Source organism: Pseudorhodoferax sp. Leaf265 (assembly GCF_001422365.1).
GTDB lineage: Bacteria > Pseudomonadota > Gammaproteobacteria > Burkholderiales > Burkholderiaceae_C > Pseudorhodoferax.
On sequence record NZ_LMMT01000001.1, the window covers coordinates 855,777 to 871,744 of the forward strand.

General features: G+C 71.7%; 12 protein-coding genes. 7 read left to right on the forward strand and 5 right to left on the reverse strand.

Annotated features, from left to right (window positions below; translation table 11 throughout):
* Positions 1 to 2: 2 nt before the first annotated feature.
* The 4 genes from ASF45_RS04015 to ASF45_RS04030 are packed head-to-tail and all read right to left on the reverse strand — an operon-like array spanning position 3 to position 9,400.
* The gene (locus ASF45_RS04015) at positions 3 to 1,418 is read right to left on the reverse strand and encodes an efflux transporter outer membrane subunit (protein ID WP_056657166.1); all 1,416 of its coding nucleotides are present in this window, start codon (positions 1,416 to 1,418) and stop codon (positions 3 to 5) included.
* The gene (locus ASF45_RS04020; RefSeq protein WP_056657169.1) at positions 1,415 to 4,666 is read right to left on the reverse strand and encodes an efflux RND transporter permease subunit; all 3,252 of its coding nucleotides are present in this window, start codon (positions 4,664 to 4,666) and stop codon (positions 1,415 to 1,417) included. Before ASF45_RS04020 ends, ASF45_RS04015 begins: the two co-directional genes overlap by 4 nt.
* A complete protein-coding gene (locus ASF45_RS04025) occupies positions 4,663 to 7,779 on the reverse strand; it encodes an efflux RND transporter permease subunit (RefSeq protein ID WP_056657171.1) in 3,117 nt (1,038 codons plus the stop codon). Before ASF45_RS04025 ends, ASF45_RS04020 begins: the two co-directional genes overlap by 4 nt.
* Positions 7,780 to 7,783: 4 nt before the next feature.
* A complete protein-coding gene (locus ASF45_RS04030; protein WP_056657173.1) occupies positions 7,784 to 9,400 on the reverse strand; it encodes an efflux RND transporter periplasmic adaptor subunit in 1,617 nt (538 codons plus the stop codon).
* A 229-nt stretch (positions 9,401 to 9,629) separates the two neighbouring features.
* Here ASF45_RS04030 and ASF45_RS04035 point away from each other — a divergent pair, with 229 nt between their 5' ends.
* Genes ASF45_RS04035 through ASF45_RS04065 form a run of 7 tightly spaced genes read left to right on the forward strand, consistent with a single transcriptional unit; the run spans position 9,630 to position 14,713 of the window.
* The gene (locus ASF45_RS04035) at positions 9,630 to 10,151 is read left to right on the forward strand and encodes a DUF6622 family protein (RefSeq protein ID WP_056657176.1); all 522 of its coding nucleotides are present in this window, start codon (positions 9,630 to 9,632) and stop codon (positions 10,149 to 10,151) included.
* A gap of 25 nt (positions 10,152 to 10,176) precedes the next feature.
* Entirely contained in the window at positions 10,177 to 10,470 is a 294-nt protein-coding gene (locus tag ASF45_RS04040; protein ID WP_056657179.1) for a 2TM domain-containing protein, read from the forward strand.
* Between the two features lie 18 nt (positions 10,471 to 10,488).
* Positions 10,489 to 11,163 carry a glutathione S-transferase gene (locus tag ASF45_RS04045; protein WP_056657507.1) on the forward strand — a complete coding sequence of 225 codons (675 nt, stop codon included), beginning with the start codon at positions 10,489 to 10,491 and terminating at the stop codon, positions 11,161 to 11,163.
* Positions 11,147 to 12,244, forward strand: coding sequence for a dienelactone hydrolase (locus ASF45_RS04050; RefSeq protein ID WP_235580792.1), 1,098 nt, complete (start codon positions 11,147 to 11,149; stop codon positions 12,242 to 12,244). Before ASF45_RS04045 ends, ASF45_RS04050 begins: the two co-directional genes overlap by 17 nt.
* The gene (locus ASF45_RS04055) at positions 12,241 to 13,371 is read left to right on the forward strand and encodes a sensor histidine kinase (protein WP_063887564.1); all 1,131 of its coding nucleotides are present in this window, start codon (positions 12,241 to 12,243) and stop codon (positions 13,369 to 13,371) included. The genes ASF45_RS04050 and ASF45_RS04055 overlap by 4 nt, the downstream gene beginning before the upstream one ends.
* 14 nt (positions 13,372 to 13,385) lie before the next feature.
* Positions 13,386 to 13,904, forward strand: coding sequence for a TlpA disulfide reductase family protein (locus ASF45_RS04060; RefSeq protein WP_056657182.1), 519 nt, complete (start codon positions 13,386 to 13,388; stop codon positions 13,902 to 13,904).
* Positions 13,901 to 14,713, forward strand: a complete 813-nt coding sequence (locus ASF45_RS04065) for a LytTR family DNA-binding domain-containing protein (RefSeq protein WP_056657184.1) — start codon at positions 13,901 to 13,903, stop codon at positions 14,711 to 14,713. Before ASF45_RS04060 ends, ASF45_RS04065 begins: the two co-directional genes overlap by 4 nt.
* On the opposite strand, the gene ASF45_RS04070 is transcribed toward ASF45_RS04065, so the two are convergent.
* Positions 14,700 to 15,752, reverse strand: a complete 1,053-nt coding sequence (locus tag ASF45_RS04070; protein ID WP_056657187.1) for a carbon-nitrogen hydrolase family protein — start codon at positions 15,750 to 15,752, stop codon at positions 14,700 to 14,702. The genes ASF45_RS04065 and ASF45_RS04070 overlap by 14 nt on opposite strands.
* Positions 15,753 to 15,968: the final 216 nt, after the last annotated feature.

Here is a 15,968-nt window from a genome sequence, read left to right on the forward strand (position 1 = left end):
GCTCAGGGCTGGCGCAGCCAGTCGGCTTCCCAGCCGCCGCCCAGGGCCTGGATCAGCGACACCGCAGCCGTCTGCCGGGCCAGCTGCACCTGGGCCAGCGTGCGCCGCGCGCTGAGCGCCGAGGCCTGGGCGCTGACCACCTCGCTGTAGCCGACCTGGCCCGCACGGTAGCGGTTCAGCATCTGCTGCTCGGTGCGGTCGGCCGCCTGCGAGGCCTCGCGGCGCAGGCCTGCCTGCTCGGCCAGCGCGGCCGTGGCGCTGAGCTGGTCCTCCACGTCCTGGAAAGCCGAGAGCACGGTCTGCCGGTAGTTCGCGACGCTGGACGCATGGGCGGCGCGTGCCGCGTCGGTGGCGGCGTCGCGTGCGCCGCCGTCGAACACGGTCTGCGCCACCGACACGCCCAGTGCCCACAGCAGGCTGGAGGCGCTGAACAGATCGCCCACGCGGCTGGCGCTGCCGCCCAGGCTGGCCGACAGGCCGATGCTCGGGTAATAGGCCGCGCGCGCGATGCCGATCTGCGCATTGGCCCGCGCCACCGCGCGCTCGGCGCCCGCGATGTCGGGCCGGCGTTGCAGCAGCAGCGAAGGCAAACCCGTGGGCACGGCCGGTACCACGGGGCGCCAGGCTGCGGGCGCGATGGCGAACTCCGACGGCGTCACGCCCACCAGCACCGCAATGGCGTGCTCGTAGGTCGCGCGCGAGCGCCGCAGCGCCACGCGCTCGGCTTGGGCGCCGAGCAGTTGGGTCTGGGCCTGCAGCACATCGGTCTGGGCCGCGATGCCGGCGTCGTAGCGGTTGCGCGTGATCGCGAGCGCGCGCTCGTAGCCGGTGATGGTCTCGTCGAGCAGCACGATTTCCGCATCGGCTTCGCGCAGCGCGAGGTAGTTCGCCGCCAGCGCGCCGATGGACGAAAGCCGCGCCGAGGCCAGGTCGGCCGCGCTGGCCTGGGCGTTGGCCTGGGCGCTGTCGACGGCCTCGCCGAGCCGGCCCCACAGGTCGGGCGACCAGTCGGCCGCCACGCTGGCCGCGTAGGAGCGGCTGGACGCCCCACCGCCCCGCACCGGCCCGCTGCGGCGCGCGCTGCCCTCCAGCGACAAGGTAGGCAGCAGGGCCGCCTGCTGCTCGCGCACCAGGGCCTGGGCCTGGGCGTAGTTGGCCACGGCCGCGGCGATGTTCTGGTTGGAGACCTGCACGCGCGCGGCCAACGCGTCCAGCTCTGGGTCGCCGAAGCGCGTCCACCAGTCGCCGCGGTCCAGCGCGTCGCCAGGCTGGGCCGGCACCCAGCCGTCGGCGGCCGGGGCTTCCTTGAAGGCGGCGGCAAAGCCGGTGTCCGGCCGCGCGTAGCGCGGGCCGACGGCACAGCCGGCCAGCAACGCCGGCAGGGCCAGGAGAACGAAACGGCGAGGCAGCATCTTCATGGGGTCCGGGCGAGCAGGCGGTCGTTGGCGGCCGGGCGGCGCAGCTTGTCCAGCAGCACGTAGACCACGGGCACGGTCAACAGGGTCAGCAGCTGGCTCGCGATCAGCCCGCCGACGATGGTCACGCCCAGCGGCTGGCGCAGCTCGGCACCCTGGCCGAAGCCCAGCGCGAGCGGCAAGGCGCCCAGCGCCGCGGCCAGCGTGGTCATGAGAATGGGCCGAAAGCGCAGCAGGCAGGCCTCGCGCACGGCGTCCAGCGCCGACAGGCCGCGCGCGCGCTGCGCCTCCAGCGCAAAGTCGATGATCATGATGGCGTTCTTCTTGACGATGCCGATCAGGAGGAACAGCCCGATCAGCGCGATGATGGTCATCTCCATGCGGAACAGCAGCAGGCCCAGCACCGCGCCCACGCCGGCCGAAGGCAGCGTGCTGAGCACCGTGATCGGGTGGATCAGGCTCTCGTACAGCACGCCCAGCACGATGTAGATGACGACGATGGCCGCGATGATCAGCAGGGTCTGCTGCCCGCCCGTGTCCTGCGCGGCGCGGGCCGTACCGGCAAAGCTGCCGCGCACATTGACCGGCATGGCGATGTCGTTCTCGGCCTGCCTGACCAGCTGCTGCGCCTGCGCCAATGTCACGCCGTCGGCCAGCGCGAACGAGATGGTGCTGGACAGCTCGGTGTCGTCGTGGCTGATGGCGCTGGGCACGGCCCGCTCGCCCACGCGCACGAAGCTTGCGAGCGGCACCATGGTGGTCGTGCTTGTGGCCAGTGCCTGGCCAGCCGAGGAGTTGCGCGATGCGGGGTTGGCCGAGGTCACGGTCGAGGTGCCCGTGCTGCTGTTGGCGTTCGACTGCACCGTGCTCGTGCTCGTCTGCCCGGTCGTGGGGTCGACGGTGGTGCTGACCGTGGATGGCACGTACAGGTCCTTGAGCACCAGCGGCGCCTGCTGGAAGCGCGGCGCCCACTCCATGATCACCGAGTACTGGTTCAGGTCGTTGTAGATGGTGGCCACAGAGCGCTGGCCGAAGGCGCTGTACAGCGCGGCGTTGACGGCCGAGGTGCTGACGCCCAGGCGCGCCGCGGCGTCGCGGTCGACCGAGACGAAGGTCTCCATGCCGTTGTCGGAGGATTCGCCGTCCACGTCGGTCAGCTGCTCGAGCTCGGCCATGCGGTCGGACAGCTTCTTCGACCAGTTGCGCAGGTCGGCCAACGAATCGCTCTTGAGCGTGTACTGGTAGGTCGAGTTGCTCTGGCGCCCGCCCATGCGCAGGTCCTGCACCGGCCCCAGGAACACGCGCAGCCCGGTCAGCTGGTTCAGCTGCGGGCGCAGCCGGTCGATCACGGCCTGGGTCTTCTCGCTGCGGCCATTGCCCAGGGGCTTCAGGTTCACGAACATGAAGCCGCCGCCCGCGCGCGCGCCGCCGCTGAAGGCGATCACGGTGTCCACCGCCGCGTCGGCACGGATGATGTCCACCGCCTGCTTGAGCTTGGCCTGCAGCGCCACGGACGAGATGCTCTGGTCGGCGCGGATGCCGGCATTGAGCTGCCCGTTGTCCTGCTGCGGGTAGAAGCCCTTGGGGATGTGCATGAACAGCCAGACGTTCAGGCCCACCACCACGGCCAGCGAGAGCATGACCAGGCCCTTGCTGGCCAGCGCCCAGTCCAGGCTGTGGGCGTAGACGCGCAGGCTCCAGGCCCAGAGCCGTTCCGTGCCGCGCAGAAAGGGGCCGCTGATGCGGCCGGGCGGGCGCTGGCGGTACCAGGCTTCGCTGCGCAGCAGCATGGCGCACAGCATGGGCGTGGTGGTCAGCGAGATCACGAGCGAGATCAGCACCGCGGCGGACAGCGTGACCGCGAACTCCTGGAACAGCCGCCCGACCTGTCCGCCCATGAACAGCAGCGGGATGAACACCGCCACCAGCGACAGGCTGATCGACAGCACCGTGAAGCCGACCTCGCGCGCGCCCTTCAGGGCCGCGGCCATGCGGTCCATGCCCTCCTCGATGTGGCGCTGCGTGTTCTCCAGCACCACGATGGCGTCGTCCACGACGAAGCCGGTGGCCACCGTCAGCGCCATCAGGCTGAGGTTGTTGAGCGAGAAGCCCAGCAGCCACATCACGCCGAAGGTGCCCAGCAGCGAGACCACGGTGGCCACGGCCGGGATGACGGTGGCGCGCGCGCGGCGCAGGAACACGCCGACCACGCACACCACCAGCACCACCGACAGCATCAGCGTGAACTCCACCTCGTGCAGCGAGCCGCGGATGGAGTTGGTGCGGTCCGAGGAGACCTGCACGGCGATGTCCTGCGGCAACTGGGCGCGCAGTTCGGGCAGCAGGCGGCGCACGCTGTCCACGGTCTCGATGATGTTGGCGCCGGGTTCCTGCGTGACCAGCACGATCACGGCCGGCTTGCCGTTGAACAGGCCCACGGTGCGCGTGTTCTCCACGCTGTCGGCGACGTTCGCCACGTCCGACAGCTTCACCGGCGCGCCGTTGCGCCAGGCGATCACGAGATCGCGGTAGTCGGCCGCGCGCAGGCCTGGCGCGGGTGTGTAGACCTGCAGGCGCCGGCCCTCGCCCTCGATCGCGCCCTTGGGCCGGTTGGCGTTGTTGGCCTGGATCGCGGCGCGCACGTCCTCGGTGCTGATGCCCAGCTGGTTCAGCGGGTAGGGGTCGAGCTCCACGCGCACGGCGGGCAGCGAGCCGCCACCGATCTCCACGTCGCCCACGCCCTCGACCTGCGCCAGGCGCTGGCTCACGATGTTGGACACCGCGTCGTAGATCTGGCCCGGCGTGCGCGTCTCCGAGGTCAGCGCGAGGATGATGACCGGCGAGGCCGTGGGGTTGGCCTTGCGGTAGGTCGGGTTGCTGCGCAGCGTGCTGGGCAGGTCGGCGCGCGCGGCGTTGATGGCGGCCTGCACCTCGCGCGCGGCGGCGTCGATGTTGCGGTTCAGGTCGAACTGCAGCGTCACGCGCGTGGAGCCGGTGGAACTCGTGGAGGTCAGCTCGTTGACGCCCGGGATCACGCCCAACCGGCGTTCCAGCGGCGTGGCCACGCTGGAGGCCATGGTCGAGGGGCTGGCTCCGGCCAGGTTGGCGGAGACCGAGATCACCGGGAAGTCCACGCGCGGCAACGGCGAGACCGGCAGCACGAAGAAGGCCAGGATGCCGGCCAGCGCCACGCCGATGGTCAGCAGCACGGTGGCGATGGGCCGCTCGACGAAGGGCCGCGACAGGTTCATGCGGGCGCCTCGTCGCGGTGCCGCGCGAACCGCTGGCCCAGGCGGTCGAACGCCAGGTAGATCACCGGCGTGGTGAACAGCGTGAGGATCTGCGACAGCACGAGACCGCCGAAGATCGCCAGCCCCAGCGGCCGGCGCAGTTCGGCGCCCTCGCCCCAGCCGAACATCAGTGGCAGCGCAGCGAACAGCGCGGCCAGCGTGGTCATGAGGATGGGCCGAAAGCGCAGCAGCGCGGCCTGGTGGATGGCCTCCTGCGGCGACTTGCCCTGCTGGCGTTCGGCGTCGATCGCGAAGTCGATCATCATGATCGCGTTCTTCTTGACGATGCCGATCAAGAGGATGATGCCGATGATGCCGATCACGCCCAGGTCCTGGCCGCTCAGCATCAATGCCAGCAGCGCGCCGACGCCGGCCGAGGGCAGCGTGGACAGGATGGTGAGCGGGTGCACGTAGCTCTCGTACAGCACGCCCAGAACGATGTAGACGCAGACCACGGCCGCCAGGATCAGCCAGAGCTGGCTGGTCAGCGACTTCTCGTAGGCACCGGCCGCGCCCAGGAACTTCATGGCGATGCTGGCCGGCAGGCCGATCTCGGCCGCGGCCGCGCGGATGGCCTGCACCGACCTGCCCAGCGCCGCGCCGGGCGCGGTGTCGAAGCCCACGGTAGCGGCCGGGTACTGCGCCACGCGCGTGACCTGCAGCGGCACCAGCTGCTCGCGCACCGTGGCGAAGGACGACAGCGGCGTGGTGCCGCCGCTGCCGGTCTTGAGCTGCAGATTTCCCAGGCCCTGCACCGAATCCAGGCCCTCGCGCTGCGCCTCCAGGATCACGCGGTACTGGTTGGTCTCGGTGAAGATGGTGGAGACGATGCGCTGGCCGAACGCGCTGTAGAGCGCGTCGTCCACCGCGCTGGCGGTGACGGACAGGCGCGCGGCCGTGCCGCGGTCGATGTCCACATAGGCCGCCAGGCCCTGGGCGCCGGCGTCGGTGGTGGCGTTGCGCACGCGGTCGGCCAGGTCGGTGCCGTGCAGGCGCAGGACCAGCTTGCGCGCCCATTCGTTCACGAGTGCGGTGTCCACGCCTTCCAGCGAGAGGCGGAACTCGGTCGGCCCGGCCTCGGCGTCGATGGTCAGGTCCTGCGTGGGCTGCAGGTACAGCGTGACGCCGGCCACGGTCTCGCGCACGCGCTGGCGCAGCCTGTCCATGGTCTCCTGCTGGTTGCCACGGTCCGCGCGCAGGTTCACGAGCATGGTGCCGGTGTTGAGCGCGGTGTTGCTGGCGCCGTCCACACCGACCACGGCCGACAGGCTGCGCACCTGCGGGTCGGCCAGGATGGCCATGGCGGCCGCCTGCTGCAACTCGGCCATGCGCGCGTACGAGACGTCCTGCGCGGCCTCCACGCGCACCTTGAGCTGCCCGGTGTCCTGCGTGGGGAACAGGCCCTTGGGGATCGCGATGTACAGCAGCACCGTGAGCACCAGCGTGGCCAGGGCCACCAGCAGGGTCAGCGGCTGGTGGCGCAGCACCCAGACCAGGCCGCGGTCGTAGCGCGCGATCACGCGGTCGAAGAAGCGCTGCACGGCGTGGCCGAAGCGGCTGGGCGTTTCAGCCTCGGGTTTCAGCCAGCGCGCCGACATCATGGGCACCAGCGTCAGCGAGACCACGGCCGAGATCAGGATGGTGATGGCCAGCGTGACCGCGAACTCGCGGAACAGCCGGCCCACCACGTCCTCCATGAACAGCAGCGGGATCAACACCGCGATCAGCGACACCGTCAGCGAGATGATGGTGAAGCCGATCTGCGTGGCGCCCTTGAGCGCGGCGGCGAAGGGCTTCTCGCCCTCCTCCAGGTAGCGCGCGATGTTCTCGATCATGACGATCGCGTCGTCCACCACGAAGCCCGTGGCGATGGTCAGCGCCATCAGCGAAAGGTTGTTCAGCGAGTAGCCCAGCAGGTACATGAGCCCGCAGGTGCCGACCAGCGAAATCGGCACGGCGATGCTGGCGATCACGGTGGCGCGCAGGTTGTGCAGGAAGGCGAAGATCACCAGCACCACGAGCAGCACGGCCAGCAGCAGCTCCAGCTGCACGTGCTCGACCGAGGCACGGATGCCGGTGGTGCGGTCGGACAGAACCTCCACGCGCAGCGCGGCGGGCAGTGCCGCCTGCAGTTCGGGCAGCTGCTGCTTGATGGCGTCCACGGTGGCGATGACATTGGCGCCCGGTTGCCTCTGGACATTCAGGATCACGGCCGGGCGCAGGTCAGCTCCGCTGCCCTCCTTCAGCGCCGCCCACGCCCCCAGCTGCGCGTTCTCGGCCCCGTCCACCACGCGCGCCACGTCGCGCATGCGCACGGGCGCGCCGTTCTTCCAGGCCACGATGAGGTTCTGGTAGTCGGCCGCGGCCAGCAGCTGGTCGTTGCTGTTGATGCTGTAGGCGCGCGCCGGGCCGTCGAAGCTGCCCTTGGCGCTGTTGGCGTTGGCTGCGGCGATCACCGTGCGCAGCGTGTCGATGCCCAGGCCCACCGAGGCCAGCGCCTGGGTGTCGGCCTGGATGCGCACGGCCGGCCGCTGTCCGCCCGACAGCGTGACCAGGCCCACGCCGGCCACCTGGCTGATCTTCTGCGCCATGCGCGTGTTGACCAGGTTCTGCACTTCGGTCAGCGGCATGCTGTCGGCGCTGACGGCCAGCGTCAGGATGGGCGCGTCGGCCGGGTTCACCTTGGCGTAGACCGGCGGCGCCGGCAGATCGGCCGGCAGCAGCGAGTTGCCGGCGTTGATGGCGGCCTGCACCTGCTGCTCGGCCACGTCCAGCGTCTGGTCCAGGTCGAACTGCAGCGTGACGATGGAGACGCCGGCCGCGCTGGTCGAGGCCATGCGGTTCAGACCCGGCATCTGGCCGAACTGGCGCTCCAGCGGCGCGCTCACGGTGCGGCTCATGACCTCGGGGCTGGCGCCCGGGTACAGCGTCTGCACCTGGATGGTCGGGTAGTCCACCTGCGGCAGCGCGGCCAGCGGCAGGAAGCGCAGGCCGACCAGGCCGGCCAGCACGATGGCCAGCATCAGCAGCCCGGTGGCTACCGGGCGCTCGATGAAGGGTCTGGACGGGCTCATGAACTCAGGAACCCGGCCGGCGCCGCTGCTGCAGGTTCTGCCAGCGCGCCAGCGCCTGCGGGTCGCCGCGGTCCAGCGCTTCGAGGAACTGCTTGCGCTGGGCCAGCTTTTCGGGGTCGTCCTTGACCGACTCGAGCATGCGCTGGCGCTGTTCGGCCGTGGGCAGACCGGTGGATTCGGGCTGGGCGGCTGGCGGCTGGCCGCTGGGTGCGGGCGCCGTGGCAGCCGGTGGCTGCGGGCCGGAGGCGCCCGGGCGCACCGGCAGCGGCGCGGGCGCGGCGGCCGCGGCGTTGGCGGGCGTGGCGGCGCCGGCCGCAGGCGCCGCCGCGCCCTGCCCGTTGCGGCGCCCGCCACCAGCGCGCGGGCCGGCCGGCGGCACCTCGCCCTGCAGCCGCACGCGCGCGCCTTCGCTCAAGCGGTCGCCCCCCTCGGTCACGACGAGCTCGCCGGCCTGCAGGCCCTCGGTCACGGCCACCACGTCCACTGTCGCCTCGCCGCGTTTCACGCGGCGCATGCTGACGCTGCGGTCGTCGGCGATCACGTAGACGTAAGGGCCCTGCGGCCCGGTGCGCACGGCCGTCACGGGCACCACCAGGGCGTCCAGCGTGCGCAGCGTCATGCGCACATTGACGAACTGGTTGGGAAACAGCTTGCCGTCGGCGTTGGCGAAGCGGGCCTTGGCCTTGACCGTGCCCGTGGTGGTGTCGACCACGTTGTCCAGCGTGGAGAAGCTGCCGGTGTCCAGCACCGCGCTGCGCGTGCGGTCCAGCGCGGCCACGGTCGGCTTGCTGTTGCCGCGCACCTGATCCTGCACCTCGGGAATGCGGTCCTGCGGCACGGCGAACTGCACGTCGATGGGGTTCATCTGCGTGATCACGGCGATGCCCGTGGTCGCGCTTGCCGCCACGGTGTTGCCAGGGTCCACGGTGCGCAGGCCGATGCGGCCCGTGAGCGGTGCCGTGATGCGCGTGAACTCCAGGTTCACGGCCGCCGCGGCCTCGGCCGCCTTGTCGCTCGTGACCGTGCCCTCGAGCTGCTGCACCAGCGCGGCCTGGGTGTCCACGTCCTGCCGGGCGATGGAGTCCTGGCCCAGCAGCGTGCGGTAGCGCGCCAGCGTGACGCGGGCGGCCTGCAGCTGCGCCTCGTCGCGCATGCGCGTGCCGCGCGCTTGCATCAGGGCCTGCTCGTAGGGCCGCGGATCGATGCGGGCCAGCAGTTGGCCTCGGCGCACGGTCTGGCCTTCGGTGAACAGCACCTCGGTCAGCACGCCGCCGACCTGGGGCTTGAGCGTGACCGTGGCGGTGGGCGTGACGGTGCCCAGCGCGTCCAGCGTGATCGGGATCTGCGCGCGCGCCACCGCGGCATGGCCGACCGTCACCATGCCGAAGCCGCCCGGCCCACCCGGCGGGCCGCCAGGGCCACCGGGTCGGGGCCCCATGCCGAAGCCGGCTGGCGTCTCGGCCGGCCGCTTGACGAGGTAGTAGCTGCCACCGACCAGCCCGCCCAGCACCAGCACGGTGACCAGCGCCCCGAGCCAGCGGCGCCCGCGCGAGGGCGGCCGCGCAGGCGGCGGCACCAGGGAACGGGAGGGCGGAACAGGGCCGGGCGTGGGGTGGTCCATGGCGCGAAATCGGGGGCAGGCACGAGGTTGGTGCGATTGGAGCCGGCGATCGTAGCCGGCATGTGCTTGCAACTGTCAACGGCAGGTAAAGCGGCCGGACCGGCCCGTTCGTCGCGCTGCACTGCCGTTGGCGCCGCCGTGCTGCAGCCCGTCGCATGGCGCTGGGAAGCGGCGCAGCGCCGGCGCACAGTCGCGCCAACACAGCACACCACACACCACGGAGCCCGCCATGCTGATCCAGATCCTGACCCACACGCCCGCCTGGGTGTTCGCGCTGTTCGCGCTGCTCGCCTGGATGGGCGGCAGGCAGCTGCGGGACGGTAGCACCCACCTCATCCGCGCGACCGCCATGCCGGTGGCCATGGTCGCCCTGGCCATCTACGGCGTGACGGGTGCGTTCGGCCGCTCGGATGCCGGCTGGCTGGCGCTGGCCGGCTGGGGCCTGGCCGCAGGCGCGGCGCTGGCCGCCGTGGTGCGGCTGCCGCTGCACCCGGCCGTGCGCTACGAGCCCGCCAGCCGCCGCTTCTTCCAACCTGGCAGCTGGGCGCCGCTGGCGCTCATGATGGGCATCTTCGCCACCAAGTACGCCGTGGGCGTGCTGCTGGCCATGCACCCGGAAGTGGCCCACGAGGGCGGCTTCGCCACAGGCGTCAGCACGCTGTACGGCCTGTTCAGCGGCATCTTCGCCGGCCGTGCGCTGCGGCTGTGGCAGCTGGCCCGGCGCCAGCATGTCGCCGCCGTCACCGCCTGACCCCCTTTTCTTCAAGGAGCACACCATGTCCCGTCACCCCATCCCCGGCGAAACCCAACTCGACTGGACCGCCCGTCGCCGCGCCAAGGCCAAGCTGGGCTGGTTCGCCCACGCCACGGTCTACCTGGTCGTCAACGCCGTGCTGGTCGCGCTGTCGCTGGCCGGTGGCCGGCACTGGGCGCTGTTCCCGCTGCTGGGCTGGGGCCTGGGCCTCCTGTTCCACGGCCTGGCGGTCTGGGTGCTGGCACCGGGCAACCCGCTGATGGACCGCATGGTCGCGCGCGAACGCCAGCGGCTGGACGGCGGCACGCCGCGTTGATCGGGCACCATGCAGGCCATGATCACCGTCCACCACCTCGACAACTCCCGTTCGCAGCGCGTGCTGTGGCTGCTGGAAGAACTGGAACTGCCCTACGAGATCGTGCAGTACCAGCGCGACCCGGCGACCCTGCTGGCCCCGCCCGAGCTGCGCCGCGTGCACCCGCTGGGCAAGTCGCCCGTGGTGACCACCGACGACGGCCTGGTGCTGGCCGAGTCGGGCGCCATCCTGGAGACGCTGGTCGAGCGCCATGGCCAGGGCCGCCTGGCACCGCCGCCGGGCACGCCCGAGGCCGTGCGCTTTCGCTACTGGATGCACTATGCCGAGGGCTCGGCCATGCCGCCGCTGCTGCTCAAGCTGGTGTTCGACCGCATCGAGAAGGCCAAGATGCCCTTCTTCGCCAAGCCGATCGCGCGCGGCATCGCGGCCAAGGCCAAGGCCGCGCTGATCACGCCCAACCTGCAACGGCACCTGGATTTCCTCGAAGGCGAACTGACCGGGCGCGACTGGTTCGTCGGCGATGCCTTCACGGCGGCCGACATCCAGCTGAGCTTTCCGGTCGAGGCCGCGCGGCAGCGCGCCGGGCTGGATGCCAGCCGCCCGAACCTCGTGGGGTGGCTGGAGCGCATCCACGCGCGGCCGGCGTTCCGGCGTGCGCTGCAGCGTGGTGGGCCCTATGCGCTGGCCGACTGAGGGCCGCCCCCTGGCATCGCGCACAACGCGCATCCTGCTGGCCGCCGCCACCATCGCCACGGGCACGGACGCGCTGGCCGCGACCGGCCTGGCTGCGCTGCCAGCCACGGCCACCCAGGGGCCCGTCACGCTGCTTTACCCCACAGAGGCTGCGCCAGCCGCGCTGCAACGCGGACCATTCACCCTGCAGGCAGCGGTGGATGCGGCACCCGCGCGCGGCAACGGCCGGCTGGTGGTGCTGTCACATGGCTCGGGCGGTTCGGTGTGGCCGCAGTTCGACCTGGCCAGCGCGCTGGTGGCGGCCGGCTTCACGGTCGCCATGCCACTGCACCAGGGCGACAACTTCGAGGACACCAGCGACGTCGGCCCGGTGAGCTGGGCGCGCCGGCCGCAGGAGGTGTCCCGCGCCATCGATGCCGTGGCCGCGCTGGCCGCACCGGGCGGCCGGCTGGCTCCGCTGCAGCTGGATCTGCAGCGCGTGGGCGCCTACGGCATGTCGGCCGGCGGACTCACCGCGCTGGCGCTGGCCGGGGGCCGCTGGTCGCCCGCGCTGCTGGCACAGCACTGCGATGCCCACATCGCGCAGGACTTCGCGGCCTGCGTCGGTCTGTCCACCGAGTTGACCGGCGGCGTGCTCGACAGCGCGAAGATCGGCATCGCCCAACGCGTGATCCGCGCCAAGCTCGGCAGCGACACGGCATGGCGCAGCTGGAGCGAGCCGCGCATCGCCGCCGTGGTGTCCGCCGTGCCGATGGCCGCCCCGTTCGACATGGCTTCGCTGGCCACGCCGCGCGTGCCGCTCGGCCTGGTGCGCGCCGGGCAGGACGCCTGGCTGGCGCCGCGCTGGCACAGCGACGCCGTGCGCGCCGCCTGCGCCGAACGCTGCACGCTGCTGGCCGACATGGCGCAGGGCGGCCACGGCTCGATCCTGTCGCCGGTGGTGCCGGGCCTGTCCGGCGCGCTGGGCCGGCTCTTGAACGACCCGCCCGGCTTCGACCGCAGCACGCTGGCCCAGGTCTACGACGCCATCACGGCCTTCTTCGTCAAGAATCTGGGCACCGCACCGACCCGGACCCCATGAACCCCATCCTGCGCAACGCCCTGCGCCACTACCTGCACGTGCTGGCGCTGTGCTGTGTGGTGGCCGTGTTGACCACGCTGATGTGGCCCAACCGCAGCTACCTGTCGCAGCTGGCCTATTCCATCTGCATCGGCACCCTCTGCTGGGGCACGATGGAGTTCGGCCGCTACGCGGTACCGCCTGCGCACTGCCATGGCGATGCCGAGGGCGGGCATGGCTGGCCGCGAGGCTGGCGCGGCCTGGTGCTGACGGTGGCGGGCATCCTGGTCGGCTTCTACGCGGGCGACTGGCTGGCCTACAAGCTGGTCGGCCCGGCCAACCCCAGCCGCACGGCCGATGCGCGCGACAGCATGATCGGCCTGTACATCACGGTGGCGGCCGGTGCCATCGGCTCGTTCTACTTCCACACCCGCGGCAAGGCAGCGGCCCTGGCCGCCGCCATCGCCGCTGCCGAACGCGACGCCACCGAGGCCAAGCTCAAGCTGCTGGAGACGCAGCTGGAGCCGCACATGCTGTTCAACACCCTGGCCAACCTGCGCGTGCTCATCACGCTGGACCCGCCGCGCGCCGTGGCCATGCTGGACCGGCTCAACAGCTACCTGCGCGCCACGCTGGGCGGCTCGCGCGCCACGCTGCACCCGCTGGCACAGGAGTTCGATCGCCTGGCCGACTACCTGGAACTCATGGCCGTGCGCATGGGCCCGCGCCTGCGCTACCAGCTGGAACTGCCGGATGCGCTGCGCGCCGTGCCGGTGCCGCCCTTGCTGCTGCAGCCGCTGGTGGAGAACGCGATCCGCCACGGGCTGGAACCCCAGGTCGAGGGCGGCGCCATCACCGTGCGCGCATGGCAGGAGGACGGCGCCGACGGCGCGCGGCTGGTGCTGCAGGTGCAGGACACGGGTGTGGGGCTGCCCGCGGACGGCGCACCGGCCACGGGCCCGGGCGGCTTCGGCGTGACGCAGGTGCGCGAGCGCCTGCAGGCCCTGCACGGCGAACGGGCCAGCGTGGCGCTGCAGGGCGCCCCCGGTGGCGGCACCGAGGCCCTGCTCCGCATGCCGCTGCAAGGCGGCGCCGGCCTGCGCACAATGGCGGCCCCGGCACCGGCCCCGCAGGTGCCCTCTTCCTGACCGGAGGCCCCTCCATGCCGCAAGCCCATTCCCGTCGCCGTGCCCTGGCCCAGGCCGGGGCGCTGGCCCTGGCGCTCGGTGCGCCCGCGCTGCGCGCGCAGCAGCCCAAGGGCGCGCTGCCCGCGCCGGGCAGCCGCCTGGCCGTCCCCGCGCTGACGCTGCTGGACGGCAGCCGCTTCGTGCCGGCGCAGGCCGAGGGCAAGGTGCTGGTGCTGTACTGGTGGGCCAGCTGGTGCCCGTTCTGCGCGCTGCAGTCGCCGCACATGGACCAGCTCTGGCGCACGCAGTCGGCGCGCAGCCTGGCCTTCCTGGGCTTGTCCATCGACAAGACCGCCGCCCCGGCCGCCGCCTACCTGCGCCAGAAAGGCTACGCGTTCCCAAGCGCCTGGGTCTCGCCAGAAGTGGAGCGCGCGCTTCCCCGGCCGCCGGGCCTGCCCGTGACCGTGGTGCTGGGCCGCGACGGCAGGGTAGCGATGGCCGAGGCCGGCCAGCTGTTTCCCGAGGACGTGGCGGACATCGCGCGTTTCCTGTGACCGCCCCCACCGCCCTGATCGCCGAAGACGAGCCGCTGCTGGCCCAGGCCCTGCGCGCCGAGCTGGCCGCCGCCTGGCCGCAGCTGCAGATTGTCGCCATGGCCGGTGACGGCCACAGCGCCGTGGAGGCCGCGCTGCTGCACCGGCCCCAGGTGCTGTTCCTGGACATCCGCATGCCGGGCCAGGACGGCCTGGCCGCGGCGGCCGAGCTGGCCGAGCGCTGGCCCGAGGACGCGGCGCCGCTGCCGCAGCTGGTGTTCGTGACCGCCTACGACGAGTACGCCGTGCGCGCTTTCGAGGCCCAAGCCTTCGACTACGTGCTCAAGCCCGTGCAGGCCGAGCGGCTGCGCCGCACCGTGGCACGCCTGCAGCAGGCCGTGGCCAGGTCCGAACCGGCATCGGCCCAGGCGCTGGAGCAGCAGTTCGCGCAGTGGCGCCGCCTGCTGGGCGCTGCCGGCACCGGCGCGCCGGCCGCGCCGCTGCGCTTCATCGCCGCGGGCGATGCCGGTGGCGCCAACGTGCGCATGGTGCCCGTCGACGAGGTGCTGTACTTCGAGGCGGCCGACAAGTACGTGCGGGTGCTGACCGCCAGCGAGGAGCACCTGATCCGCACACCGCTCAAGCAGCTGCTGCCGCAGCTGGACGCGCAACGCTTCTGGCAGGTGCACCGCGCGGTGGTGGTGCGGGCCGATGCCATCGAGCAGGTCCAGCGCGACGAGGCTGGCCGGCTGTACCTGCGCCTGCGCGGCCGGCCCGGCGAGCGCGTCGCCGTGAGCCGGCTGTACGTGCACCTGTTCAAGGCGATGTAGCGCCATTGCGCATCGTGGGCGGCTGCTCGTCGTCCAGCAGGCGTGCAAAGGCGGGCTGCTCCGCGCCGCTCCAGGCCACGGGCTCGTGCCGGCGCCGTTCCACGCCCAGCGAAAATACGTCGAAGCGGTTGTAGTAGCCCACCACGTCGTGGAACTGCTTGGGCTCGATGCAGCGGTTCAAGTCGAAGTCGGCATAGGCGATGCCCTCATGGGCCTGCAGCATGTCGCCCACCGCCGCCCCGGTGGGATCGACGAACATCGAGACACCGCGTGGCGTTTGGTCCACGATCTCGGCGACCTTCGGATCGCGGTCCACCAGGAAGTCGCGCATGGCCTGGTCCATGAAGCTGGCGCAGACGATGCCGAAGGCCTTGGCCTCGAAGGCATGGGCGGCTGCGCGGATGCGGTTGGCTGCCACATTGTCGAAGTTGCCACCTTCGGCCGGCTGGCGCGTGGGCCACATCGGCGGCCAGCTCGACACATGGATCTGCTCGCCCTGGGCCATCAGCGCGAAGCGCGCCAGCGGGTTGGTGTTCTCGCCGCAGATCAGTCCGCCGATGCGGCCGAAGCGCGTGTCCGCGACACGAAGCCCCTGGCCGTCGCCGCTGGCCCAGACCAGCTTCTCGTAGAAGGTCGGCACCAGCTTGCGGTGGTGGTTCAGCAGCGTGCCGTCCTCACCGATCAGCAGGTTGCTGTTCCAGATGCAGCCCGCACTGACCGTGCTGCGTTCGCTGATGCCGAGCGACACGCAGACACCGAGACGCCGCGCGGCCGCGGCGATGCGGGCCACTTCCGGCCCGGGCACGGCCACGCTGTTCTCGACCATGGTCTCGAACAGGTCGTGGTTGTGGATCGGTGCCCACAGCGCTGCCCACACCGGGAACGCGGGGATGTAGGTCTCGGGAAAGGCGATCACGTGCGCGCCATGGCGCGCCGCCTCTTCGATGAGATCGACAGCCTTCTCCGTGGTGGCGGTCTTGTCGAGCAGGACGGGTGCGGCGTGGACCGCGGCCACGCGGACGCGGGGCAATGAACTCATGGTGTGGACCGTTCGGTGGTTGCAATGGACGCGCCACGGTAGGTGGCGGCCACGCCATCGGCCACCGGCAAATGCGCAAGCCCCTGTGCAATTTCCCGGGCGGCCGTTCGCACGCTTTCTGCGTGGTTGCCGGTGTCGCCGCACCGGCTGGCCGTCGTGCACCAAATGGGGTGCCGATGCTGCCGCCACCAGGCGCAAACCCTCGCACCGGCCACC